General features: G+C 69.6%; 23 protein-coding genes. 4 read left to right on the top strand and 19 right to left on the bottom strand.

Features of this window, described 5'->3' with window-relative positions:
* The first annotated feature begins 107 nt into the window (after positions 1–107).
* Positions 108–1,511 (top strand): DUF2252 domain-containing protein, encoded by a 1,404-nt coding sequence (locus tag AC1ROC_RS12105; protein ID WP_493000383.1) that lies wholly within the window; start codon positions 108–110, stop codon positions 1,509–1,511.
* On the opposite strand, the gene der is transcribed toward AC1ROC_RS12105, so the two are convergent.
* From der to tyrS, 15 genes are all read right to left on the bottom strand, one after another.
* Positions 1,508–3,016 (bottom strand): ribosome biogenesis GTPase Der, encoded by a 1,509-nt coding sequence (der, locus tag AC1ROC_RS12100; RefSeq protein WP_493000381.1) that lies wholly within the window; start codon positions 3,014–3,016, stop codon positions 1,508–1,510. The genes AC1ROC_RS12105 and der overlap by 4 nt on opposite strands.
* 5 nt (positions 3,017–3,021) lie before the next feature.
* The gene (cmk, locus tag AC1ROC_RS12095) at positions 3,022–3,726 is read right to left on the bottom strand and encodes a (d)CMP kinase (protein WP_493000379.1); all 705 of its coding nucleotides are present in this window, start codon (positions 3,724–3,726) and stop codon (positions 3,022–3,024) included.
* On the bottom strand, positions 3,723–4,811 hold the full coding sequence (locus AC1ROC_RS12090) for a prephenate dehydrogenase (RefSeq protein WP_493000377.1): 1,089 nt from the start codon (positions 4,809–4,811) through the stop codon (positions 3,723–3,725). Before AC1ROC_RS12090 ends, cmk begins: the two co-directional genes overlap by 4 nt.
* Entirely contained in the window at positions 4,808–5,620 is an 813-nt protein-coding gene (locus tag AC1ROC_RS12085; RefSeq protein WP_168688949.1) for a pseudouridine synthase, read from the bottom strand. The genes AC1ROC_RS12090 and AC1ROC_RS12085 overlap by 4 nt, the downstream gene beginning before the upstream one ends.
* Complete coding sequence (gene scpB / locus AC1ROC_RS12080) at positions 5,610–6,224, bottom strand: SMC-Scp complex subunit ScpB (RefSeq protein WP_085370024.1); 615 nt, start codon at positions 6,222–6,224, stop codon at positions 5,610–5,612. Before scpB ends, AC1ROC_RS12085 begins: the two co-directional genes overlap by 11 nt.
* A complete protein-coding gene (locus AC1ROC_RS12075) occupies positions 6,214–7,038 on the bottom strand; it encodes a segregation and condensation protein A (RefSeq protein WP_085370023.1) in 825 nt (274 codons plus the stop codon). The genes scpB and AC1ROC_RS12075 overlap by 11 nt, the downstream gene beginning before the upstream one ends.
* On the bottom strand, positions 7,022–7,882 hold the full coding sequence (locus AC1ROC_RS12070; RefSeq protein ID WP_168690790.1) for a ParA family protein: 861 nt from the start codon (positions 7,880–7,882) through the stop codon (positions 7,022–7,024). The genes AC1ROC_RS12075 and AC1ROC_RS12070 overlap by 17 nt, the downstream gene beginning before the upstream one ends.
* 158 nt (positions 7,883–8,040) lie before the next feature.
* Positions 8,041–8,946, bottom strand: a complete 906-nt coding sequence (xerD, locus tag AC1ROC_RS12065) for a site-specific tyrosine recombinase XerD (protein WP_493000374.1) — start codon at positions 8,944–8,946, stop codon at positions 8,041–8,043.
* Positions 8,943–9,569: an NUDIX domain-containing protein gene (locus AC1ROC_RS12060; protein ID WP_493000372.1), complete on the bottom strand. Its 627-nt coding sequence runs from the start codon at positions 9,567–9,569 to the stop codon at positions 8,943–8,945. Before AC1ROC_RS12060 ends, xerD begins: the two co-directional genes overlap by 4 nt.
* The gene (pyrG, locus tag AC1ROC_RS12055; RefSeq protein WP_085370019.1) at positions 9,569–11,275 is read right to left on the bottom strand and encodes a CTP synthase; all 1,707 of its coding nucleotides are present in this window, start codon (positions 11,273–11,275) and stop codon (positions 9,569–9,571) included. The genes AC1ROC_RS12060 and pyrG overlap by 1 nt, the downstream gene beginning before the upstream one ends.
* Positions 11,276–11,322: 47 nt before the next feature.
* On the bottom strand, positions 11,323–13,047 hold the full coding sequence (recN, locus tag AC1ROC_RS12050) for a DNA repair protein RecN (RefSeq protein WP_085370018.1): 1,725 nt from the start codon (positions 13,045–13,047) through the stop codon (positions 11,323–11,325).
* Positions 13,040–13,957, bottom strand: coding sequence for an NAD kinase (locus AC1ROC_RS12045; RefSeq protein WP_085370017.1), 918 nt, complete (start codon positions 13,955–13,957; stop codon positions 13,040–13,042). Before AC1ROC_RS12045 ends, recN begins: the two co-directional genes overlap by 8 nt.
* Before the next feature lie 133 nt (positions 13,958–14,090).
* The gene (locus tag AC1ROC_RS12040; protein ID WP_493000369.1) at positions 14,091–14,888 is read right to left on the bottom strand and encodes a TlyA family RNA methyltransferase; all 798 of its coding nucleotides are present in this window, start codon (positions 14,886–14,888) and stop codon (positions 14,091–14,093) included.
* Positions 14,881–15,033 carry a hypothetical protein gene (locus AC1ROC_RS12035; RefSeq protein WP_168688943.1) on the bottom strand — a complete coding sequence of 51 codons (153 nt, stop codon included), beginning with the start codon at positions 15,031–15,033 and terminating at the stop codon, positions 14,881–14,883. The genes AC1ROC_RS12040 and AC1ROC_RS12035 overlap by 8 nt, the downstream gene beginning before the upstream one ends.
* 30 nt (positions 15,034–15,063) lie before the next feature.
* Positions 15,064–16,365, bottom strand: coding sequence for a tyrosine--tRNA ligase (gene tyrS / locus AC1ROC_RS12030; protein ID WP_493000367.1), 1,302 nt, complete (start codon positions 16,363–16,365; stop codon positions 15,064–15,066).
* Positions 16,366–16,501: 136 nt separating this feature from the next.
* On the opposite strand from tyrS, the gene AC1ROC_RS12025 reads away from it, so the two are divergent.
* Positions 16,502–17,149: a DNA-binding protein gene (locus AC1ROC_RS12025; RefSeq protein WP_493000365.1), complete on the top strand. Its 648-nt coding sequence runs from the start codon at positions 16,502–16,504 to the stop codon at positions 17,147–17,149.
* Positions 17,146–17,742 (top strand): hypothetical protein, encoded by a 597-nt coding sequence (locus AC1ROC_RS12020; protein ID WP_493000363.1) that lies wholly within the window; start codon positions 17,146–17,148, stop codon positions 17,740–17,742. Before AC1ROC_RS12025 ends, AC1ROC_RS12020 begins: the two co-directional genes overlap by 4 nt.
* Positions 17,743–17,798: 56 nt before the next feature.
* Here AC1ROC_RS12020 and AC1ROC_RS12015 read toward each other — a convergent pair whose 3' ends face one another.
* Positions 17,799–20,051, bottom strand: a complete 2,253-nt coding sequence (locus AC1ROC_RS12015; protein ID WP_493000361.1) for a cell wall-binding repeat-containing protein — start codon at positions 20,049–20,051, stop codon at positions 17,799–17,801.
* 118 nt (positions 20,052–20,169) lie between these two features.
* Between AC1ROC_RS12015 and AC1ROC_RS12010 the strand changes: the two genes are divergently transcribed.
* Positions 20,170–20,841, top strand: a complete 672-nt coding sequence (locus AC1ROC_RS12010; RefSeq protein ID WP_493000359.1) for a hypothetical protein — start codon at positions 20,170–20,172, stop codon at positions 20,839–20,841.
* Here the strand turns inward: AC1ROC_RS12010 and AC1ROC_RS12005 are convergent.
* From AC1ROC_RS12005 to argH, 3 genes are read right to left on the bottom strand one after another with little or no spacing between them, the layout of a single operon-like run.
* On the bottom strand, positions 20,838–21,497 hold the full coding sequence (locus AC1ROC_RS12005; RefSeq protein ID WP_493000357.1) for a DNA-3-methyladenine glycosylase: 660 nt from the start codon (positions 21,495–21,497) through the stop codon (positions 20,838–20,840). The two genes, AC1ROC_RS12010 and AC1ROC_RS12005, sit on opposite strands and share 4 nt — an antisense overlap.
* Positions 21,498–21,510: 13 nt before the next feature.
* A complete protein-coding gene (locus tag AC1ROC_RS12000; protein ID WP_256922021.1) occupies positions 21,511–21,642 on the bottom strand; it encodes a hypothetical protein in 132 nt (43 codons plus the stop codon).
* Positions 21,642–23,108 carry an argininosuccinate lyase gene (gene argH, locus AC1ROC_RS11995; RefSeq protein WP_085370010.1) on the bottom strand — a complete coding sequence of 489 codons (1,467 nt, stop codon included), beginning with the start codon at positions 23,106–23,108 and terminating at the stop codon, positions 21,642–21,644. Before argH ends, AC1ROC_RS12000 begins: the two co-directional genes overlap by 1 nt.
* Positions 23,109–23,114: the final 6 nt, after the last annotated feature.

Raw genomic sequence — 23,114 nt, 5'->3', positions numbered from 1 at the left:
TCGGGTCGCGCGGTCGGGTAGCTCTCGTTGTCCACAATAGTGAGGACAAGCCGGGGTACAAACCCCCCGTTGTGGTGAGATTTCAGGCACGGGGCTACTGTTACGCCATGGACAGTGTCGCGGGTCGTCTGCGTTACGACCACGAACCGGTTGCCAGCGACCGGGATCAGTACCAGCTCGGCAAGGATGCCAGAGCCCGCATCCCGCGGTCGGCGCACGCCGACTACACCCCGGATGCGCGGCGCGACCCCCTCGCGATCCTCGAGCAGCAGAACGCGAGCCGCCTGCCGAACCTGGTGCCGCTGCGCACGGCAAGGATGCTGCAGGATCCGTTCGCCTTCTACCGGGGAACCGCGGCGCTGCAGGCCGCCGACCTGGCCGGCGGGGCTGCATCCGGAGCGAACGTGGTGGCCTGCGGCGACGCGCACATCGCCAACTTCGGCATCTTCGCTTCGCCGGAGCGCCGGATGGTGTTCGACCTCAACGACTTCGACGAGGCGACCATCGCGCCCTGGGAGTGGGACCTCAAGCGCCTGGTCACCAGCGTCGTCATCGCTGCGCGCGGCCGCGGGGCGACCGACGCCGCTGCGGAGGAGTCTGCGCTGCGCTCCGCGATCGCGTACAGGGACGGGCTGCGGACCTCCCTCGGGCTCGACGTGACGCAGCGCTTCTTCGAGGCGGCGGTCATCCGGGGAGGGCGCCAGTACGGGAAGGAGACGCAGCGGCTGGTGAAGAAGGCCGTCGCCTCCGCCGAGAAGCGCACCTCCGCCCACGTCGTCTCACGCATCACCGAGCTGGCGGAGGACGGTTCCCGCCGGATCGTCGAGAACCCGCCGAGACTCACGCACGTCCCCGCGGAGATCGAGGACAGCGTCGGCGAAGTGCTCGCGCAGTACAGCCGCACCGTCTCCCCCGACATCGCGCTGCTGCTCGACCAGCACACCGTCACCGACATCGCGCGCCGGGTGGTCGGCGTCGGCAGCGTCGGGACGCGGTGCTTCATCGTGGTGCTCACCGGGCCGCGCGGCGAACCGCTCGTGCTGCAGGTCAAGGAGGCGACCCAGTCGGTGCTGCACGAGTTCGGCGGTGTGCCGGAGTACGACGTGGCCGGGATCGACAGGGCGACCCTCGCCGCGCACCACGGCTACCGGGTCACGGCGAGCCAGCGCATCCTGCAGGCGGTCTCCGACCCGTTCCTCGGGTACGTCAACTTCGAGGGGTTCGGCTTCTACGTGCGTCAGTTCCGGGACAGGAACCTGTCGTTCGACATCCCGACCATGCCGGACGAGCCGTTCGACGACTACGTCCGCACCTGCGCGACGATCCTCTCGCGGGCGCACTCACGCAGCCCGAGCAGCGCGTTCGTCGCCGGGTACATCGGCGGCGGCGACGCGCTGCCGCGCGCGGTGACGGCCTGGTCGATGGCGTACGCCGACCAGTCGCTCGCCGACTTCGAGGCGCTCGGCGAAGCGGCAGCAGCCGGCCGCTTCGCCGTCAGCGACGTGCTTTAGCGCTTGCGCTTCTCGCGCACGCGCATGTTGAGCGTGATCGGCGTGCCCTCGAAACCGTAAATCTCGCGCAGGCGGCGGATGATGTATCGGCGGTAGCCGGGGTCGAGGAAGCCGGTGGTGAACACCACGAATGTCGGCGGACGGCTCGACGCCTGCGTGCCGAACAGGATGCGCGGCTGCTTCCCTCCGCGCACAGGGTGCGGGTGCGCCGCCGTGAGCTCGGCGAGGAAGGCGTTGAACTTGCCGGTCGGGATGCGGGTGTCCCACGACTCGAGCGCGAGCTCCAGGGCGGGGACCAGCTTCTCCAGGTGGCGTCCGGTGCGCGCGGAGATGTTGACGCGCGGCGCCCAGGAGACGTGGGCGAGGTCCTGCTCGATCTCGCGCTCCAGGTAGCGGCGGCGGTCGTCGTCGAGCAGATCCCACTTGTTGAACGCGAGCACCAGCGCGCGGCCGGACTCGAGCACGAGGTCGATGATCCGCACGTCCTGCTCGCTGATCGGCTCGGACACGTCGAGTACGACGACGGCGACCTCCGCCTTCTCCAGCGCGGTGGATGTGCGCAGCGAGGCGTAGAAGTCTGCGCCCTGCTGCAGGTGCACGCGACGGCGGATGCCGGCGGTGTCGACGAAGCGCCACACCTTGCCGGCGATCTCGACCTGCTCGTCCACCGGGTCGCGGGTGGTGCCCGCCAGCTCGTTGACGACGACGCGCTCTTCGCCCGCCGCCTTGTTGAGCAGCGACGACTTGCCGACGTTCGGGCGCCCGACGATCGCGACACGACGCGGACCGCCGACCTCCTGCTTGGCGACGGCGGAGACCTCGGGCAGCTTCTTCAGGATGTCGTCGAGCAGGTCGGCGACGCCGCGACCGTGCAGCGCGGAGACCGGGCGGGGCTCGCCGAGGCCGAGCGACCATAGTTCGGTGGCGTGCGGCTCCTGGCGGAGGTCGTCGACCTTGTTGGCGGCGAGGAAGACGGGCTTCTTGGTCTTGCGCAGCATCCGGACGACGTGCTCGTCCGTCGCGGTGGCGCCCACGTTCGCGTCGACCACGAACAGCACGGCGTCCGCTAGGTCGATCGCGACCTCGGCCTGGGCGGCGACGGAGGCGTCGATGCCCTTCGCGTCCGGCTCCCAGCCTCCGGTGTCCACGATGGTGAACCGGCGGCCGTTCCACTCCGCCTGGTACGAGACGCGGTCGCGGGTGACACCGGGGGTGTCCTCCACGACGGCTTCGCGGCGGCCCAGGATGCGGTTGACCAGCGCCGACTTGCCCACGTTGGGGCGGCCGACGATGGCGAGCACGGGCAGAGCAGGCAGGTAGGTGACCGCGTCGGGATCTTCGCTGGCGGTCTCGAGGATGTCGAGGTCGCCCTCGTCCAGCTCGTAGTCGTCCAGCCCGCTGCGGAGGGCGGCGGCGCGCTGCGTCGCCAGCTCCTCGTCGAGCCCGGAGAGACGCTCGACGAGGTCGTCGGCTCCCTGGGGCTCCTCAAGTTCTTTGTCAGACATGCGCGTCAGGCGCCTTTCCGGATTTCGGTCTGTACGACGTCGATGACCGCGGCCACGGTCTGCTCGAAGTCGAGATCGGTTGAATCGACGGTGGTCACACCGTCGGCGGCGTTCATGAAGTCGACGACCCGGGAGTCAGCCAGGTCGCGGCGGTGCAGCTGCTCACCGACATGGGCGGCGGAGTGGCCGACGAGTTCCGCGGAACGCCTGGCTATTCTAGCGGCTTCGCTGGCAGTCAGCAGGATGCGCACGGGAGCATCCGGGGCCACCACCGTCGTGATGTCCCTCCCCTCGACCACGATGCCCGGCTTGTCCGTGCCGCGCATGATGCGCCGGAACAGCTCGGTGAGGAACGTGCGCACCTCCGGAACCCGCGCGATGGCGCTGACGACGGCGGACACCTCCGGCTCCCGGATGGCGTCCGTCACGTCGTGGTCGCCGACGAACACGTGGTACGTGTCCGGGTCGGTGCCGATGCGGTAGTCGAAGTCGGGCAGCGCATCCACGACGGCTGCCGAGTCGGTGGGATCGAGCTTCCTCGCGACCACGAACCAGCTGAGCGCCCGGTATGCGGCCCCGGTGTCGAGGTAGGCGTATCCGAGCTCGCGCGCTGCCGCCTTGCTGACGCTCGACTTGCCGCTCCCCGCCGGGCCGTCGACGGCGACGACCGTCGGGCTCTGCTGCCTCTGCTGCTCTTCGGTCGCGCTCATCCGGCGATCCTCCATCCTCTGGCTGTCAGGTCGTCGATGGTGCGCTGCAGCACCTCGGGCAGCACGGCGATCTCCGCGAGCCCCACCTGCGCGCCCGGCGAGTGCTCGAGGCGCAGGTCTTCCAGGTTCACGCCGATCTCGCCCAGCTCGGTGAACAGCCTGCCCAGCTCGCCTGGGCGGTCGTCGACCATGACGACGATCGAGGTGTACCGCTTGTCCTGACCGTGCTTGCCCGGCAGGCGGGAGACGCCGACGTTTCCGCCCGCGATCTCCTCCGCGATGGTGCGCCTGGCCCCGGAGGCGTCGACGTCGCCGAGCGCCACGAGCATCCTGTCCAGGTCGTCGCGGTACGCGTGCAGGATCTCCACGATGGCCGGGGCGTTCGCTCCGAGGATCTGCACCCAGAGTTCCGGCTCGCTGCCCGCGATGCGGGTGACGTCGCGCAATCCCTGACCGGCGAGGGCGAGGGCGGCGTCCGTCGACCCGGAGAGGCGCTTCGCCATCAGGCTCGCGACGATCTGCGGGGTGTGCGAGACCAGCGCGACGGCCGCGTCGTGCTCCGTCGTTCCCATCTCGACCGGCGTCGCACCGAGGTCGAGCAGCAGCGCCTCCACGAGGGAGACGGCTGCCCTGTAGTTCTCCGGCCGGGCGCAGACCACCCACGGGCGGCCGACGAACAGGTCGGCGCGTGCAGACGACGGCCCTCCGCGCTCCCGTCCGGCCAGTGGATGCGAGCCCACGTAACGGGACAGGTCGGCCCCGGACGCCTCCAGCTCGGACAGCGGGGCGACCTTCACGCTCGCCACATCGGTGACGACCGCATCCGGATGCGCGGCGAGCTCCGCCAGCACCACCGACGCCACCAGGTCCGGCGGAACGGCCACGACGATCAGCGCCGGCTCGGCCGCGCCGTCGTCCGGACGCCCTGCTCCGTAGTCGGCGGCGAGCCGGAGGTGCGCCGGCGACGCGTCGGCGAGCAGCACGTCGACGCCGCGGGCGCGCAGCCCGAGCCCGACCGAGGCGCCGAGGAGCCCGGCGCCGACCACGCGGACGGGTCCGGTGAGCCGGGAGGCGGTGTCGTTCACTTGGTGTCTTTCTGGCGGGAGATCGTCAGCAGCTGGCCGAGTTCCACCTTAGTCAGGTCGCGCATCTGGCCCACCCGGAGCGTGCCGAGGTGCAGAGGTCCGAACTGGCGCCTGACCAGCTCGATCACCGGGTGACCGACCTCGGCCATCATGCGCCGCACGATCCGGTTGCGGCCGGAGTGCAGGGTCAGCTCGACGAGGCTGTCCTTCGCGGACGAGCTGCGTTCGAGCAGCCGCGCCTTGTCTGCGGCGATGGGGCCGTCCTCCAGCTCGACCCCGCGGGTGAGCGTCGCGATGGTCTGCGGGGTGACGACGCCGCGCACGCGCGCGATGTACGTCTTGGTCACGCCGAAGCTGGGGTGGGCGAGCACGTGCGCGAGCTCCCCGTCGTTCGTGAGGATGAGCAGGCCCGAGGTCTCCGCGTCTAGCCGCCCCACGTTGAACAGACGCTCTGGGTAGTCGGCGGTGAACCGGGACAGGTCGGGGCGTCCCTGCTCGTCGCGCATGGAGCTGACGACGCCGACGGGCTTGTTCAGCATCACGTAGCGGCGCGAGGTGTCCAGCTGCACGGCGGAGCCGTCGACGGCGACCAGGTCGGTGAGCGGGTCGATCCTGCGGCCGAGCTCGGTGACGACGTCGCCGTTCACGGTGACCCTGCCAGCCGCGATCAGATCTTCGGAGACCCGGCGGGATGCGACCCCCGCCGCGGCCATGACCTTCTGCAGCCGCTCCCCCTCCGGGCTGCCGTCCGCCTGCTGCGGGTGCGTCTTCTTGTCGTCTCTGTAGTCTCTCGCGTCTTTAGCGGACATCGCCGTCGAATCCATCCGTTCCGTCCGCCAGCAGCGGGGAGATCTTGGGAAGCTCGTCGATCGAGTTGATGCCGAGCTGGGTGAGCAGGAGCTCCGTGGTGCCGTAGTTGATGGCGCCGGTCTCGCTGTCGGTGAACATCTCGGTGATGAGCCCGCGACCGAGCAGCGTGCGGACGACCGAGTCGACGTTCACCGCCCGGATGGAGGCGATGGCACCGCGGCTGATCGGCTGCTTGTACGCGATCACGGCGAGCGTCTCCAGAGCGGCCTGGGACAGCTTGGTGGGGTTCTGGGCGAGCACGTAGTCGGCGACGACGGGGTCGAACTCCGGCCGCACGTAGATGCGCCATCCTCCCCCGACCTCACGCAGCTCGAAGCCGCGGCGCGTTCCTCCGTCCGCTCCGTCGAAGTCGGCGACCAGCGCATCCACTGCTGCCCGGACGCGCTTGACGGGTGCGCCGACGGCGGTGGCGAGGGTGACGACGCTCATCGGCTCGTCGGCCACCATCAGGATCGCTTCGAGGGCACGCTCGATGGCGACGCCCTCCGGCAGAGCCGGCCGTGCCTCGTCCTGGGTCGCCGTGTCCACGTCGTCAACCGTCATAGTCCGCTCCCAAATTCGACAGATTCTCCTCCGACCAGTGCTCCGCCGTCCAGCGGAGCGTCAGCTCACCGAGTGGTTCGAGCTGCTCGAACGCGATCGCCGCGTGGCGATACAGTTCCAGCACCGCGAGGAACCGCGCGATCACGACCCCCTTGAGGTCGGCGCCGGCCACCAGCTGCCGGAACGTCACGGTCTCTCCGGACCGCAGCATCCCGACCACGAGCGCCGCCTGCTCCCGGATGCTCACCAGCGGGGCGTGCAGGTGGTCGAGCCCGACCACCGGGATCTCCCTGGGCGTGAGCGCGAGCGTCGCGATGGCCGCGAAGTCCTCCGCGGTCAGCGTCCACACCAGCTCCGGTGTGCGCTGCCGGTACTTGTCCTCCAGGCGGACGCTGCGCGTGTGCCTGGTCGCCTCCGCCTCCATGCCGCTCTGGAACCACGCGGACGCCTCCTTGAACGCGCGGTACTGCAGCAGCCGCGCGAACAGCAGGTCGCGGGCCTCCAGCAGGGCGACGTCCTCCGCATCCACCAGCTCGCCCTGCGGGAGGAGGCCGGCCACCTTGAGGTCGAGCAGCGTCGCGGCGACGAGCAGGAACTCGCTCGCCTCGTCGAGGCTGTCCGCGGAGTCGAGCGCGCGCAGGTAGGCGATGAACTCGTCCGTCACGCGGCTCAGCGAGATCTCGGTGATGTCGAGCTCGTGCTTGGTGATAAGCGACAGCAGCAGATCGAACGGGCCCTCGAAGTCGCCGAGCGCGACACGGAACGTCGCCGGCTGCTGGGTCTCCTCGCCGGCAGGGCTAGGCGACGGCACCACGCGCGATCAGTTCCCTCGCGAGCTGGCGGTACGCCTCGGCCGCGGAGTGCTCCGGAGCGAACTGGGTGATCGGGGTGGCTGCCACGGACGCATCCGGGAACTTGACCGTGCGCGAGATGACCGTCTCGAGCACCCGGTCGCCGAACGCGTCGACCACGCGCTCCAGGACCTCGCGGGAGTGCAGCGTGCGAGAGTCGTACATGGTGGCCAGGATGCCGTCCAGCTCGATGGCCGGGTTGAGGCGCTCGCGCACCTTGTCGATCGTCTCGATCAGCAGGGCGACACCGCGCAGCGCGAAGTACTCGCACTCCAGCGGGATGAGCACCCCGTGTGCAGCGGTCAGCGCGTTCACCGTGAGGATGCCGAGCGACGGCTGGCAGTCGATCAGGATGACGTCGTAGTCGCCGCTCACCTTGCGCAGCACGCTGGCGAGGATCTGCTCGCGCGCGACCTCGTTGACGAGGTGCACCTCCGCAGCGGACAGGTCGATGTTGGCCGGGATGATGTCGAGCCCGGGGACGCCGGTCTTCTGGATCGCCTCCGCCGGGTCCTTCGAGCGAGAGAGCAGCAGGTCGTAGATGGTGGTGACGTCGTGGGTCTGCGCGCCGAGACCGGCGGACAGTGCACCCTGCGGGTCGAAGTCGATCGCGAGCACCCTGCGGCCGTACTCGGCCAGGGTCGCCCCCAGGTTGATGCTCGTCGTCGTCTTGCCGACGCCGCCCTTCTGGTTGCACAGGGCGATGATGCGCGCGGGTCCGTGACCCTTCAGCGCGGGAGGGACAGGGAACGGCCGCAACGGGCGGCCGGTGGGTCCGAGCGGCACGGCGAGCGATGCGTCATCCATGCCCGGAAGCTGGGTTCTGACCTCGTCGTTGCGCGTCACCTGCGTGTTCCTCGTCCCTTTGTCGCTGACTTACGTCAGTTGCCCATCCTACCGACGCAACCCCCATCTCGCGGGGCGCACCGCCGCGCGGCGGCGGGGCCAGGGTCAGCGGGCGCGGCTCAGCGGGCGCGGGGGTGGGCCGAGGTGTAGACGTCGCGGAGGGTGTCAGCGGTGACGAGCGTGTAGATCTGCGTCGTCGCCACCGAAGAGTGGCCGAGAAGCTCCTGCACGACACGCACGTCCGCCCCTCCGGCGAGCAGGTGGGTGGCGAACGAGTGGCGCAGCGTGTGCGGGGAGACCTCGACGCCGAGCTGCGCGCGCTCCGCGGCCGCCCGGATGATCAGCCAGGCGTTCTGGCGGGACAGCCTGGCCCCGCGCATCCCGAGGAAGAGGGCGGGCGTCGCCCTGCCCTTCAGCGAGAGGGTGGGGCGCGCGCGCACCAGGTAGGTGTCGATCGCCGCCCTGGCGTAGCTGCCGAGCGGCACGATGCGCTGCTTGCTGCCCTTGCCGGTGAGACGAACGATGTCGTCGTCGATCACGTCGTCCACGTTGAGGTTCACCGCCTCGCTGACGCGCGCGCCCGTCGCGTAGAGCAGTTCGAGCAGCGCCTTGTCCCTGAGCGAGGCGATGCTGTCGCCGTCCGTCGCGGCGAGCAGCGCGGAGACCTGGTCGACGCTGATCGCCTTCGGCAGACGGCTGGCCAGCTTCGGCGGCTTCACCTCGTGCGCCACGTCCCGATCGACGACACCCTCGTCGAGCAGGAAGCGGTGGAAGCCGCGGACCGTGGACAGCACCCTGGCGAGCGACGACGAGGTCAGCGGGGACTCGGCGCGCGAGCCGAGGTGGAGCGTGAACGCGGAGACCATCGGCGTCGTGATCTCCGCGGGGGCCGTCACCTGCTGCTCGGCCAGCCACTGCGTGTACAGGCCGAGGTCGCGCCGGTACGCGGCGACGGTGTTCGCCGACAGCCCGCGCTCGATCGAGACGTGCCGCAGATACGAGTCGGCGGCCGCCTCGACGGTCATGCCTCGAGCTTCGGGTGCCGCAGCCACGGCAGGTCGGCCGCGCCCAGCTGCGACCAGCCGTTCTGCCGTCCGATGTGCGCAGCCAGCACGCCGATGGTCAGCGACGGGTTCTGGATGCGGCGGGCGAGCACAGCATCCACCGCCTCGTCGAGCGGCACCCAGCGCACCTCGATGTCCGCCTCCTCGTCGAACCGGTCGAACGCCTCGGCGGTCGGCCGCAGCCCGCGGGCGAGGTAGATCCTGATCGCCTCGTCGCTCCCGCCCGGGCTGGTGTAGAACTCGGAGAGCACGTTCCACTGGTCGGCCTGGAAGTCGGCTTCCTCTGCCAGCTCGCGCTTGGCGGCATCCAGTGGATGCTCGCCGCGCACGTCGAGCAGACCGGCCGGGATCTCCCAGTCGCGGTGCCGCACGGGGTGCCGGTACTGCTTGATGAGCAGCACCCGGCCGTCGTCGTCCAGAGCGAGGACGGCGACGGCACCCGTGTGGTCGACGAAGTCGCGGCCGATCTCGTCGCCGTTGTAGCGGAACGTCTCGTGCCGCACGTCCCACACCCGGCCGGAGAAGACCGTCTCCGAGGAGACGACCTCCGGCGAGAACGGGTCGTCCGTCAGCTCCGCCGCCATCAGGCGTCCGCGGCGACTTCGAACAGCATGCTGGCCTTCTGCCGTTCGAGGGCGGCACCGACGAGCCCGCGGAACAGCGGGTGCGCACGGTTCGGGCGCGACCGCAGCTCGGGATGCGCCTGGGTGCCGACGTAGAACGGGTGCACGTCGCGCGGAAGCTCGACGTACTCGACCAGGTGGCCGTCCGGCGACGTTCCGGAGAACCACAGGCCGGCGTCCGCGATCTGCTCGCGGTAGTTGTTGTTCACCTCGTAGCGGTGGCGGTGACGCTCGGACGCCTCGGGCGCCCCGTAGAGCTCGGAGACGATGGAGCCGTCGGCGAGGAGCGCTGGGTAAAGACCGAGGCGCATGGTGCCGCCCAGGTCGCCGCCCGCGATGATCTCCACCTGCTCCGCCATCGTCGCGATGACGGGGAACTCGGTGTCCGGGTCGAACTCCGACGACGACGCTCCGCCGAGACCGGCCTCGTTGCGGGCGTACTCGATGACCATGCACTGCAGGCCGAGGCACAAGCCGAGGGCCGGGATGGCGTTCTCACGGGCGAACCGCAGCGCGCCGAGCTTGCCCTCGATGCCGCGCACGCCGAACCCGCCGGGCACGCAGATCGCATCCACGTCGCTCAGCTGAGCCGCCGCGCCCTCGGGGGTCTGGCACTCGTCGGAGGCGATCCACTTGAGGTGCACCTTGGTGTTGTGCGCGAAACCGCCTGCGCGCAGCGCCTCGGTGACCGAGAGGTACGCATCCGGGAGGTCGATGTACTTGCCGACCAGGCCGATGGTGACCTCGTGCTTGGGGTCGTGGACGGCGTCGAGCAGCTCGCTCCAGCCGTCCCAGTTGACCTCGTCGGCCTTGTCGAGGCCGAGCTGGTCGATGATGTACGCGTCGAGGCCCTGGTCGTGCAGCATCGTCGGGATGTCGTAGATGCTCGGCACGTCGACCGCGTTGACCACTGCGCTCTCGTCGACGTCGCACATCAGCGCGATCTTGCGCTTGTTCGACTCGGAGACCGGGCGGTCGCTGCGGAGGACCAGCGCGTCCGGCTGGATGCCGATGGAGCGGAGGGCGGCGACGGAGTGCTGGGTCGGCTTGGTCTTCTGCTCGCCGGAGGCGTTCATGAACGGCACGAGGGAGACGTGCACGAAGAAGCAGTTCTTGCGGCCGAGCTCGTGGCGCACCTGCCTGGCCGACTCGATGAACGGCTGGGATTCGATGTCGCCGACCGTTCCGCCGATCTCGGTGATGATGACGTCCGGGGCAGGCTCGCCGTCCGGCCCAGGCTGGGCCTGGAGGCGCATCCTGCGCTTGATCTCGTCGGTGATGTGCGGGATGACCTGCACCGTGTCGCCGAGGTATTCGCCCCGGCGCTCCTTGGCGATCACGTTGGAGTAGATCTGGCCCGTCGTCACGTTGGCCGACTGGCCGAGGTTGATGTCGAGGAACCGCTCGTAGTGCCCGATGTCGAGGTCGGTCTCCGCACCGTCGTCTGTGACGAACACCTCGCCGTGCTGGAACGGGTTCATCGTTCCAGGGTCGACGTTGAGGTACGGATCGAGTTTCTGCATCACGACGCGAAGGCCGCGAGCAGTGAGAAGGTTGCCGAGGCTAGCGGCCGTAAGACCCTTGCCCAACGAAGAAACGACACCACCCGTCACGAAAATGTGCTTAGTAATGCCGTTCGAAATGCCCGCGTCTGATTTATCCACCACGGGCTTTTATCCTATCACCCTGTTCGGGACGTTCCGTGCGCGCGACATCACCGCGACGCTCCCGCCATCTCCACCAGCTCGCGCGCGTGAGCGAGTCCGCTCTCGGAGTCGGGCAGACCGGAGAGCAGGCGGGCCATCTCGGCGATGCGCTCGTCCCCGCCCAGCTGCCGGACACTGGATGCGGTCACCGAGCCGTCGCTGCCCTTCACCACGGTGAGGTGGTTGCCCGCGAACGCGGCCACCTGCGCGAGGTGCGTGACGACGATCACCTGCGAGGTCTCCGCCAGCTTCGCGAGCCTGCGGCCGATCTCGATGGCCGCCGCCCCGCCGACGCCCGCGTCGATCTCGTCGAAGATGAAGGTGGGCACAGGGTCCGTGCCGGCGATGACGACCTCGATGGCGAGCATCACGCGGGAGAGCTCGCCCCCGGATGCGCCCTTGCCGAGCGGCCGCGGCTCCGCGCCGGAGTGCGGCTGCAGCAGGATCGAGACCTGGTCGCGGCCTGCGGCGGTGAACTCGTCGCGCTGGATCACCTCGACCACCACGCGCGCGTCGGCCATCGCGAGGGCCGTCAGCTCGTCGGAGACGGCCGTGCTCAGTCGCTCAGCGGCCGACCGACGCTGGGCGCTGAGGCCGTCCGCGAGCTGCTCGGCGAGGGCGGCGTCCGCCTCGACCTCTGCACGCAGCTCCTCGATCCTGTCGGAGTCCCCGTCGAGTTCGAGCAGACGGCCGCTTCCGGTGTCGAGCGCCCCGATCACGTCGGCGAGCGTCGGACCGTACTTGCGCACGAGGGTCGCCAGCTCCGCACGCCTGTCCTGCACGATCTCGAGCTCGCGCGCACCGTCGGTGTCCAGCGTCGCCAGATAGGTCGACAGCTGGGCGGCGACATCGGAGATCAGGTAGTTGGCGTTCGCGACGGACTCGGCGACGGCGACGAGCGCGCTGTCGTGCTCGGAGACGCGTTCGAGGTGCCTCCTGGCGCTGTCGAGGAGACCGAGGGCATCCGCGCCCTCCGACTCCTCCGCAGAGAGCAGTTCGCGGGCGCTGGCCGCTGCCAGGCGCAGTTCTTCGAGGTTGGACAGCCGCTCTGCGCGCTCGGCCAGCTCGTCGTCCTCCCCCGGCTGCGGAGCGACGGCCTCGATCTCGGCCATCGCGATCCGCAGGTCTTCGGCCTCGCGGGCGCGCCGGTCCTGATCGGCCACCAGCTCGTCCAGCTCGGCGCGGTTGTCGCGCCAGCGGTGGAAGACCTGGGCGTACGCGTCGACGGCCGCGGCGAAGTCCGGACCGGCGAACCGATCGAGGGCCTCGCGCTGCGCGACGGCGGACCGCAGCCGGATCTGGTCGGACTGGCCGTGCACGACGACCAGCTGGCCGCCCAGCTCGGTGAGCACGCTCACCGGAGCGCTGCGGCCCCCGACGATCGCGCGCGAGCGCCCCTCCGACGAGACGGAGCGCGTGAGCACCAGCTCCGCTCCCCCTCCACCGACGGGGTCGACGTCTCCGCCTGCATCCCGCACGCGCTCGACGACATCGCTCGACTCCGCGATGCGCCAGCGCCCTTCGACCCACGCCTGCGCGCTGCCGAGCCGCACGGCTCCCGTGTCCGCCCGCTCTCCGAGCAGCAGCCCGAGCGCGGAGACCACCATCGTCTTGCCTGCGCCCGTCTCGCCGGTGATCGCGGTGAAGCCCGGTCCGAGGGGAAGAGAGGCGTCGGCGATGACACCCAGGTCTTTGATCGAGATCTCCTCGATGCCTCCGCGGTTCTCAGTCACGGTCGGCCGGCCCCCTCCATCCCGTGACGGGAAGGTTGAACTTGTGCACCAGGCGGTCGGTGAACGGACCGGGATGCAGGCGGGCGAGACGCACAGGGATGGGCGACCTGCGCACGACGACGCGCGCTCCGGGCGGCAGATCGTATGCACGGCGGCCGTCGCACCAGAGGATGCCGGCCCCGCCCGTCCTGTCGAGCAGCTCCACGGCGAGCGAGGAGTCCGCGTCGACCACCAGCGGCCGTGCGAAGAGGGCGTGCGCGCTCAGCGGCACGAGCAGCAGGGCCGCGACGCCCGGCCACACCACAGGGCCGCCGGCGGAGAACGAGTATGCGGTGGACCCGGTCGGCGTCGACATCACGACGCCGTCGCAGCCGAAGCTCGACATCGGTCGTCCGTCGACCTCGATCACCACTTCGAGCATGCGCTCGCGGCTCGCCTTCTCGACGGTGGCCTCGTTGAGTGCCCAGCTCTCGTAGACGACCTCCTTGCCGAGCTTGACGCGTGCAGACAGCGTCATGCGCTCCTCGACCTCGTAGTCCTTGGCGAGACCGCGCGCGACGGCCAGCGCGAGGTCGTCCCTCTCGCTCTCGGCGAGGAACCCGACGTGGCCGAGGTTGATGCCGAGCAGCGGGGCAGAGCATCCACGGATCAGCTCGGCGGCACGCAGGATGGTGCCGTCTCCACCCAGCACGATGACGAGCTCCAGCTCGTTCGGCTGCACGTCGACGCCGAGCACGGCCACGTCGTCGAAGCTCGGCCTGGCGGCGAGGACGTCACGCCGCTCGTCTTCGCTGAGCACGGGCACGACGCCCGCCTCGATCAGCTGGGAGCAGACCTGCACCCCTGCTTCGAGAGAATCTTGGCGACCGGTGTGCGCGACGACGAGGATGTACCTGGTGGGTGCATCCATTGGCGTCACGCTCCGTTCTGGTGGTGGAATCCGGTCTTCCCATTCTGTCGGTTTTCGGCACGTCTGTGTGAGCGCGCGGCAGGTTGGGGAAAGCTCTCAGGGTGTGGACAACGTGTTCGCGCGTGCAGGAGCGTCAGCGCGCGGTGACCGCCTGCACCTCGGCTAGCCACTCGGTGGGGTTGACCCCGGATGCGCTCAGCCAGACCAGGTATTCGCGGTTGCCCTGGCTGCCGGCGATCGGCGACGCGATGAAGCCCTTCGTGCCGAGGCCGAGGTCGTGCGCGGCCCAGAGCACGCTCGTCACCGCGTCGGAGCGGAGCGCCGCGTCGCGCACGATCCCCTCCTTGATGCCCGTGCGGCCCACCTCGAACTGCGGCTTCACCAGCAGCACGAAGTCGGCTCCGTCCGCCGCCGTCTCCGCGAGCGCAGGCAGCACCTGGGTCAGCGAGATGAACGACAGATCCCCGACCACGAGATCCGGGCGCACCTCATCGCCGACCAGCCCGGCGAGCGCCCTCGCGGTGAGCGTCCGCACGTTGACGCCCTCGAACGACGCCAGCCGCTCGTCGCCCGCGATCAGCGGGGAGAGCTGCCCGTGGCCGACGTCCACGGCGATCACCCTGGCGGCTCCGCGCTCCAGCAGCACCTGGCTGAAGCCGCCCGTGGATGCTCCGGCGTCGAGGGCGACGCGGCCCGCGACGTCGATGCCGAACGCATCCAGTGCACCGATCAGCTTGTGGGCGCCGCGGCTGACGTAGTGGTCGGCGCCGGCCACCTCGACCACCTGGTCGTCCCGCACCTTGTGTGACGCGCGGGTGACGGGCAGGCCGTCCACCGTGACGAGTCCGTCGGCGATCACGGTGGCGGCGTGCGAGCGCGACCGTGCGAGTCCCCTGGCGGCGAGCGCGACGTCGAGACGGGAGTCAGCCATTGCGCTGCACGTCGCCGCCCTCGAGCTGGTCGCGCAGTTCGTCGTGCACCTGCGCGTACGCCTCCGCCCGCGCTGCCAGCGCCTGCTCTTCGATCACGGCGAGGCGGGAGACGAGCCCGTCTTCGCCCCTGTCTGTCGCATCCATGGGTTCAACGGTACGCGACGGGGCGGGCGGCTACTCGACGAACAGGCCGGCGAGCGTCTTCTTGCCGCGGCGGAGCACGACGAGGTTGCCGGGGAGCACCAGGTCGCCGACCGGCACCTCTCCGTCGTCCACCTTCGTGTTGTTCACGTAGACGCCGCCCTGCGCGATGGCGCGCCTGGCCTCGCCGAGGCTCGACGTGAGCCCGGTGTCGACCAGGGACTGGGTGACGGTCGCCGTGGGTGCCGTGGTGGTGTTCGGCAGCTCGCGCAGCGCTGCTTCCAGCGTCGACGCATCCAGTGCCGTCAGCTCGCCCTGGCCGAAGAGCGCCTGGGCGGCGGCGATCGCAGCCTCCGTCGCTTCCGTGCCGTGCACCAGGCTGGTCACCTCGAAGGCGAGCGTGCGCTGCGCCTCCCGCTTGAACGGCTCGTCGGCGACGGCCTGGGCGAGGCGTTCGATTTCGGCGCGGCTGAGGAAGGTGAACACCTTGAGGCGGTCGACAACATCCCCGTCGTCCGTGTTCAGCCAGAACTGGTACATGGCGTACGGGCTGGTGAGCGTCGCATCCAGCCAGATGGCGTTGCCCTCGCTCTTGCCGAATTTGGTGCCGTCGCTATTCAGGATGAGCGGGGTGCCGATGGCGTGGACGGAGACGTGCTCGACGCGGCGGACCAGATCGGTGCCGCTGGTGAGGTTGCCCCACTGGTCGCTCCCGCCGGTCTGCAGCACGCAGCCGTATTCGCGGTACAGCTCCAGGTAGTCGAGGCCCTGCAGGATCTGGTAGCTGAACTCGGTGTAGCTGATGCCCTCGTCGGAGTTGAGGCGCGCGGCGACGGCGTCCTTCTTGAGCATGGTGCCGACGCGGAAGTGCTTGCCGATGTCGCGAAGGAAGTCGATGGCGGACAGCGGCTCTGTCCAGTCGAGGTTGTTGACCAGCCGCACAGCGTTGTCGCCCTCCGCGCTGAGGAAGCGCGAGACCTGCCCCTGCAGGTAGCCGACCCACTCGGAGACCGTCTCCTTGGTGTTCAGCGTGCGCTCCGCGCTCGGGCGGGGGTCGCCGATCAGGCCGGTGGAGCCGCCGACCAGGCCGAGCGGCTTGTGGCCGGCCAGCTGCAGCCTGCGCATGGTGAGGAGCTGCACCAGGTTGCCGAGGTGCAGGCTGGCCGCTGTCGGGTCGAAGCCGCAGTAATAGGTGACCGGCTCGCCGGCGAGGAGCTGTTTGAGCGCTGCTTCATCCGTGGACACCTGGATGAGCCCGCGCCACACCAGCTCATCCCAGACGTCGTCGAAGGACGGATCGTTGGTCTGTGCGTTGAGCGTTTCGGAGTCGGACACGCACTCAGATTATCAGCGGGGCCGCCGCGGGATTGCCGCGAGCGATCAGGGCTGTGGGCCTGATTGGGGTTGAATCAGGTCTGTGGGCCTGATATCGTCAGCATCAGGTTCACAGCCCTGATGGAAGGAGTGCACCGTGTACGTCATCACCGCAGACCAGGTCGACAGCAGGAACAGGCCGGACATCGTCGCCTCCGCCCTGGACGACCTCAACGGGCGCTACGCCGACCGGCTCGAACTCCCCGTCGACCGCAACGCGGGAGACGAGCTCCAGGCGCTCACCGCGTCGGCGGACGCGGCCGTCGACCTCGTGCTCGACCTCACCCGGCGGGGCGCCTGGAGCGTCGGCCTGGGCATCGGAGCCGTGCGAACCCCGCTCCCCGACGCGACCCGCAAAGCGGCAGGGGATGCGTTCGTCGCGGCCAGAGACGCCGTCACCAGGGCGAAGCGCGCCAGCACCCGCTTCGCAGCCGCGTCCGTCGCATCCGGAGCCGCCGGAGCCTCCGAGCAAGACGCAGCGGACGTCGAGGCCCTGATGAACCTCCTGCTCACCATCCGGGCGCAACGTTCCGACGCCGGCTGGGAGCTCTACGACCTGCTCGAGACCGGCCTCACCCAGGCGGAGGCCGGCGCCCGCCTCGGCATCACGCCACAGTCGGCCAACGACAGGGCGCGGGTGGCGAACCTCCGCGTCGAGCAGTCCGCCGTCCCCGCTCTGACTAGGCTGGTGGCGCGTGCCGACGAAGCCGGGCGCGACGCCGGGCGCAGAACGGAGAGAGCGTGACGACCATCCCATACCCCGCGATCCTCGCCGCTGCCGGCCCGATCGCCGCCTGGTCGTTCGCGCTGGTGCTCGCCATCGCAGCGCTCTGCTGCATGGTCGCCACGCTGCGGTCGCCGCGGCGTCCGCTGGTCTACGTCGCCTCCGGGCTGCTCGCCCTGGCGGTGGTGCTCGTGATCCTGCCCGGCCAGCACGCTCCCCTGCTCTTCCAGGTGCTCATCGGCATCGTGGCCATCGCGCTCAGCGTGGCGGGAGGCGGCCCGGCCTCGCAGGTGGTGCTGGCCCTCGCATCCCGGTCCACCGTCGACGGCGTGCACGGCGGCATCGTCGTCCCCGACCGCGTCGACGGTCAGGACGGCACCCGCGAGGTGCTGCGCGGCGGAACGACGATCGGCTTCCTCGAACGCTTCGCGACGACCGGCGCGATCATGGCCGGCTTCCCGGAGGCCATCGCCGTGCTCGTCGCCATCAAGGGTGTCGGCCGCTTCACCGAACTGGATGCGGCCGAGGCGCGCGAGCGGTTCATCATCGGCACGCTGACCAGCCTGGTCTGGGCGTGCGTGTGCGCGGCGCTGTTCCGGATCGCCGCCGGCTAGTCGTGCGCACGCTGCTCCCGCCGGATGCGCACACCTGCCCGGATGGGTGACCTCCGTCAGCAGATGGCACCTTGCTGCACCGCCTCAGTGAGCAGGGTGACGCCGCCGAGGAGCACCAGGTTGCTGGGTGTGATGACCCGTTGCACGTCGTTGACATTTTTCAGGACGCAGCCCTGGGCGGAGAGGACGAGTGGCGCCTTCTGTCGCCCTGCGACCACCGCACCCGCCAGGGCATCAGGGAAGTTCATGCCGGACGCGAGGTACATGCTGCCGCCCGTGGTGTGGTGGGCTTTAGCGATCAGCGTGGATGTGTTGAACCGGTCGGTGCCGGCGTAACGGACGACCGAGTATTTGGCCTTCAAGCCGGTCTCGATGCCCACTGAAACGACCGTTGCGCCTCCGGCGATGTAGGCGGTCTTCACGCCGATGCCGCTGAGGAACGCGGTCGTGGTCGCAGGAACAGCACCATAGGTACCGGGGACGAGGACGACCGGAGCGCCGAGCTTCCCCGCCGCTGCGCCCGCAGAGAGCGCGTCGGGATAGTCGAGGCCGGTCGCGACGAACGCGGTAGTCGACGACGTCCAGCCGTACTTCCCGATCGCGACAGACGTATCGAACCGGTCAGCGCCGGAGATGCGCTGCACGGTGCCACCGGCCGTCACGAGTACCTTCAGCGCGGCCTCGACAGCGCTCGGGATGACCGTAGCGCCGCCAACAATGACGATCTTCGATGGCTTCAGCCGTTTGATCTCCGTCGTCGTCGCGGCGGGCAGACCGCTGGGGTGGGCGAGCAGGAGTGGGCCGCCGAGCTTCGCCGCGAGCGGCGCTGCGGCGAGCGCGTCGGGGAAGTCGGTGCCGGTCGCGACGACCAGGGTGGACACCTTCGCCGGATCGGCGAATCCGTGCCGGGAGATCGTGGCGGCGGTCTCGTACCGGTCACCACCGGACAGGCGGGTGATCGGGGTGCGGGTGCGGTAGTTCGCGATCACGGGCGCCATCAGGTTGAAGCTGCGCGCGGCATCCGCCGCGGGGGTGCCGGACGGGATGGTGGGATGGCCGATGAACTTCACGTTCGGGTTCGAATATTGAAGCTTCTGGGCACAGTCGTTTTTCGGGCAGTCGTAGGCCATGATGTCTCGCGCCTTGCCAGCGACCTGGTGTCCATAGCTGAAGGCGTATGGCACATCTTCTTTTTTCGTGTTCGCGATGTTGTGGTTGCTGCCGAAGTTGTGGCCGAGTTCGTGCGCCAGGGCGTTGCCATCCAAGCAGCTCTCCGGCGTGACGCTGAACGCGTAGTCCGGGACACCCCCGGCGAACGGGATGTAACCCCTCCCGCACTCGCCACGCGTCACCTGAGGAACGATGAGAGCAACGAGGTCCGCCCCAATCGCATCTCGCTGGTTGTGCAATTGACCGAGCCCGTTGGAGCCCTGCTGCAGACGCCGAATATCGGCCAGCAACCCTTCTGCCGACTGCGCGTAGGCGACGGGCGCGATAGACATGAGATTCACACGCATGTTCACACCCGAGGTAGCGAGCGCTGCATTCGTTTCCGTGATGCGCTGGGTGATTTTTGCCGTCACAGCGGCACCGAGCGAGCTCGAATATCCAACGAGCAGATCAATCGTCGTGAGGGTGGCCGCCGCCCGGCCGGGAGGAGCCATCTCAGCGGGATCGGGTGCTGTGACCGCCCCCGGCGCAATGACGGCGTCGTCGACTTCGGCAGTACCTTCCTGGGCCTCCCCAATTTCATGGAGGACAGCGATTCCGCGGGAGGGCTGGTCAATCTCCACCCGCGATTCGGTGCCGCGGTCGATCCCGCCAGAGAGCGCGTAGCGCCCCGAGTCGTCGGGAATGAACGTGAACGCCGCGGTTGCACCGTAGCCCTCGCCCTCTCGCCTACTGCCGATCACTTCGACGGTTGGCATCGGATCGACGCCGTCGGCATCCAGAGAAACCGCAACCTCGGACACGTCGATCATCAGCCGCTCCCCACCGAAGAGAGTCAGCGAGAGGTCTCCGTTCTTGGGAACGATCAGGCGTTCCCCCGGCTGGGCGAGCGCGAGGGACTGAGGCGACACCACGGCCCGCACAGCGGTGTCCGCATCCAGCACAACGGCCCGGCTCCGCGTCGTGCCCGATGGCGCCTCTTCGGCAACATTCCGACCAAGCCGGGCGTCCGCGGCGAACCACTCGCCAGCGTCATCCCGTGGCGCGGCGGACGCGACGGTCGCCGGGACCGTGATGAACCCGGCGAAGAGGATCGCGGCGACCGAAAGCGCCGCCCTGGGTGTGGTGATGACTTTCATGGAACTCCGTGTCTGGGACCGTTACCGTGGGTAAGCTTGCCACATGCACAACGCCACTATAAAACATATAGGTTATGAAAATAACATGTCGCGCAGGCCACGAAGGCTTCTAAAACGAGTGGTCTGTTCTGCGTACGTCGGCCTCAGTACAGCCGCCATCGGCATTCTGACGATCACCGCGCCCTCGCTCGCCCTGGACGAACCCACTCCCACGCAGACAGCCGAAACCCCACCTGTGCCGCGGGAGGACTACGGAAGGGTCGCCACATTCACCGTTTCCCCGCAGCACGCGCTTCCCGGTGGACTTGTTCGCGCCACGGGCACCTGCACCCTCGCGGGCACCCCGGCGACAGAGGTTATGTTCTTCCTTGCTCCGCTCGACAGAGACCTGGGCGAGATTGCGATCCGCGTGCCCCCGCCTGGCTCGGATGGCAGGTTCGACGCAGACGTGCGCATCCCCGACGATGTGCCGCCGGGACCGTACGACCTGGGAATGCTCTGCGCCCTCGACGACATGGTCTTCGGCGGAACCGCCGAGGATATTCGCTTCACCGTGCTGACCCCGGAGACGCCGACTCCCGACCCATCGCCGACGCCTACGCCTACGCCTACGCCTACGGCACCGATCGTGCACGCCGACGACAGACCGGCAACCACGGGCGGCGCAACGGACGAACTCGCTGCCACCGGGGCATCCACCAGTACCGCCGCCATCGCCGCGACCACCCTCGCCGCAGCGGGCCTCTCCGCCCTGCTCATGCACCGCCGACGCTCCCGCCGCAACTCCTAGTCGTGCGACTTCGGGTGCCGCTTGTACGCGGACACCGACGGCTCCCCCGGCAGCCAGTACCGCCACGGGAACGCCGCTCCCCCACCTGCCCCTGACACCCCGGTGCGCGGCCCCGTCTCGTGCGGCAGCGAGATGCGCGGCAGCAGCAGCGAGAACGGCGGCGCGTACAGGTCGGCGCCGTCGTCGGCGAGGGTGATCCCGGCGGCGACGACGAGCCGCGCAGGCCCGCGTCCCAGATCGCGTCGCGGCACGACGCGCGCTGTCGGGCCGGAGCGGCGCAGGGTCGCCAGCTCCTCGCCATCCACCACCTCTGCGCCGCGCAGCAGCACAGCCGAGGCCTCGCCCGGCGGAGAGCAGACGACGTTCGCGCAGACGTGCATGCCGTAGGTGAAGTACGCGTAGAGGTGCCCTGGCTCGCCGTACATGACGGCGTTGCGCTTGGTGCGGCCGCGGAAGGCGTGCGATCCCGGGTCGAGGCCGTCGCCGATGTACGCCTCGACCTCGGTGATGCGGAGGGAGACCGCGCCCTCCGGCGTCTCGTGCCGCAGCACGCCGCCGAGCAGGCGAGGGGCGATGTCGAGCGACGACGCCAGGAAGAACTCGCGGTCGGGCAGGAAGAGCCCGTCCGCGAGCGCCCCCTGCCCGCCCGAGGTCATGTCCGGTCGCCGCTCAGAAGATCCGGCCGCCGGCCACGAGCGTGACGATCAGGCCGACCACGATCACGAGCACGGCGACCACGACGATCGCCGGGATGATCCACGGATAGCGCGGAGACTTCTTGTCGGGACGATAACCGCTCATCAGCCGAGATCCCGTCGTGCGGCGACGAATGCCGAGGTCAGCACGCGCACCCGCTCGGTGAGGGCGGCGAGCTGCTCCGCCACGCGCACGGGTGCTGTTCCTCCCACGTTGTCGCGGCTGGCGACGGAGCCGTCGATGGTCAGCACCTCGCGCACATCCGGGGTCAGCAGCGGCGACACCGAGGCGAGACCGGCGTCGTCGACGTCGCTCAGCTCCAGGCCGCGCTCCTCCGCGAACTTCACCAGGTTGCCGGTGATCTCGTGCGCATCCCGGAACGGGACGCGCCGCTTGACCAGCCACTCGGCCACATCGGTCGCGAGCGAGAAGCCCTGCGGCGCAAGCTCGGCCATCCTGTCGGTGTGGAAGCGGAGCGTCGCGACCATGCCGGTGAATGCGGGGAGCACCACCTCCAGGGTCGTCACAGAGTCGAACACCGGCTCCTTGTCCTCCTGCAGGTCGCGGTTGTACGCGAGCGGGAGGCCCTTGAGGGTGGTGAGCAGGCCCGTCAGGTTGCCGATCAGGCGCCCGGCCTTGCCGCGGGTGAGCTCCGCGATGTCCGGGTTCTTCTTCTGCGGCATGATCGACGACCCGGTCGAGTACGAGTCGTCGAGGGTGACGAAGCCGAACTCGCGCGTGTTCCAGAGGATGATCTCCTCGGCGAACCGCGACAGGTCCACGCCGATCTGGGCGCAGACGAACGCGAACTCCGCCACCACGTCCCGGGCGGCGGTGCCGTCGATCGAGTTCTCCGAGCTGGCGGCGAAACCGAGGTCGCGCGCGACGAGCAGCGGGTCGAGCCCGAGCGTGGAGCCCGCGAGGGCTCCGGAGCCGTACGGCGAGACGTTCGCGCGCTTGTCCCAGTCGGCCAGGCGCTCCAGGTCGCGGACGAGCGGCCAGCAGTGCGCGAGCAGGTGGTGCGCGAGCAGCACCGGCTGCGCGTGCTGCAGGTGCGTGCGCCCGGGCAGGATGGCCGATGGATGCGCGTCCGCCTGAGCGGCGATGGCGTCGATCAGGGCGATCAGCCGCTCGGCGATGACACCGGCGTGGTCGCGCAGGTAGAGCCGCACCAGCGTCGCGATCTGGTCGTTGCGGCTGCGCCCGGCGCGCAGCTTGCCGCCGAGCTCCGTTCCCGCCCGCTCGATCAGGCCGCGTTCGAGGGCGGAGTGCACGTCCTCGTCCGTCTCGAGCGCCGCGAACGCGCCGGAGGCGACGTCGGCGTCGAGGCGGTCGAGTGCTGCGAGCATCCCGTCCAGTTCCTCGGGGGCGAGGTAGCCGGCTGCCGCGAGGGCGCGGGCGTGCGCCCGGGATCCCGCGATGTCGTACGCGGCGAGCTGCCAGTCGAACTGGGTGGACTTGCTGAGCGCTGCCAGCTCCGGAGACGGCCCGCCGGCGAAGCGGCCGCCCCAGAGGGCGCCCGCCTCGCCTGCGCGATTGCCTGCGGCCGGCTGATCGTTCTGATCAGACACCGTGCT

It is taken from the genome of Leifsonia sp. GW821-FHT13C05 (assembly GCF_058806515.1).
The sequence above is the reverse complement of the archived record's forward strand: the minus strand, read 5'-3'. Positions and strand labels throughout refer to the sequence as shown.